The organism is Leifsonia sp. NPDC102414 (assembly GCF_044765685.1).
Lineage (GTDB): Bacteria > Actinomycetota > Actinomycetes > Actinomycetales > Microbacteriaceae > Leifsonia.
The window spans coordinates 1,510-3,356 of record NZ_JBIWKN010000014.1; the positions used below are offsets into that span (position 1 = coordinate 1,510).

The window sequence follows — 1,847 nt, forward strand, 5'->3', positions numbered from 1 at the left end:
CGGGCCTACACCCTTACCCCGGGACAACCACCGCCCGGGATGGACTACCTTCCTGCGTCACCCCATCACTCACCTACTACCACCTTGGGCCGGCGGCTCCACCACTCCCCTCAACTCCGAAGAGATCAGGGCGGCTTCACGGCCTTAGCATTAATGGGCTCGATGTTTGACGCTTCACAGCGGGTACCGGAATATCAACCGGTTATCCATCGACTACGCCTGTCGGCCTCGCCTTAGGTCCCGACTTACCCTGGGCAGATCAGCTTGACCCAGGAACCCTTAGTCAATCGGCGCACACGTTTCTCACGTGTGTATCGCTACTCATGCCTGCATTCTCACTCGTGAACCGTCCACCACTGCCTTCCGGCGCGGCTTCACCCGGCACACGACGCTCCCCTACCCATCACAGCAGGCGTTGGCCCTATTGCTGCAATGACACGACTTCGGCGGTACGCTTGAGCCCCGCTACATTGTCGGCGCGGAATCACTAGACCAGTGAGCTATTACGCACTCTTTCAAGGGTGGCTGCTTCTAAGCCAACCTCCTGGTTGTCTGTGCGACTCCACATCCTTTCCCACTTAGCGTACGCTTAGGGGCCTTAGTCGATGCTCTGGGCTGTTTCCCTCTCGACCATGGAGCTTATCCCCCACAGTCTCACTGCCGCGCTCTCACTTACCGGCATTCGGAGTTTGGCTAAGGTCAGTAACCCGGTAGGGCCCATCGCCTATCCAGTGCTCTACCTCCGGCAAGAAACACACGACGCTGCACCTAAATGCATTTCGGGGAGAACCAGCTATCACGGAGTTTGATTGGCCTTTCACCCCTAACCACAGGTCATCCCCCAGGTTTTCAACCCTGGTGGGTTCGGTCCTCCACGACCTCTTACAGCCGCTTCAACCTGCCCATGGCTAGATCACTCCGCTTCGGGTCTTGAGCGCGCTACTGAATCGCCCTATTCGGACTCGCTTTCGCTACGGCTTCCCCACACGGGTTAACCTCGCAACGCACCGCAAACTCGCAGGCTCATTCTTCAAAAGGCACGCAGTCACGACGCACCGAGTAAACTCGATGCGCGACGCTCCCACGGCTTGTAGGCACACGGTTTCAGGTACTATTTCACTCCGCTCCCGCGGTACTTTTCACCATTCCCTCACGGTACTATCCGCTATCGGTCACCAGGGAATATTTAGGCTTAGCGGGTGGTCCCGCCAGATTCACACGGGATTTCTCGGGCCCCGTGCTACTTGGGTGTCTCTCAAACGAGCCGTTGATGTTTCGACTACGGGGGTCTTACCCTCTACGCCGGACCTTTCGCATGTCCTTCGCCTACATCAACGGTTTCTGACTCGCCTCACAGCCGGCAGACTGTGAAAGAGAGATCCCACAACCCCCTGCATGCAACCCCTGCCGGGTCTCACACATACAAGGTTTGGCCTCATCCGGTTTCGCTCGCCACTACTCCCGGAATCACGGTTGTTTTCTCTTCCTGCGGGTACTGAGATGTTTCACTTCCCCGCGTTCCCTCCACACTGCCTATGTGTTCAGCAGTGGGTGACAGCCCATGACGACTGCCGGGTTTCCCCATTCGGAAACCCCCGGATCAAAGCCTGGTTGACGGCTCCCCGGGGACTATCGTGGCCTCCCACGTCCTTCATCGGTTCCTGGTGCCAAGGCATCCACCGTGCGCCCTTAAAAACTTGGCCACAGATGCTCGCGTCCACTGTGCAGTTCTCAAACAACGACCAACCACCCATCACCCCGAACCAGTAGTTCGAGTGCACTGGGGCCGGCACTGAAGGCAGCCAACCATCGGCCGTACCTTCAGACACCCAACAGCGTGCCCGACA

1 rRNA gene (running past one end of the window) is annotated in these 1,847 nt (G+C 58.1%); it reads right to left on the bottom strand.

The features are described 5' to 3' along the window. Positions 1-1,703, bottom strand: a 23S ribosomal RNA gene (locus ACIRCZ_RS20505); it reaches 1,488 nt to the left of the window's first position. Positions 1,704-1,847: the final 144 nt, after the last annotated feature.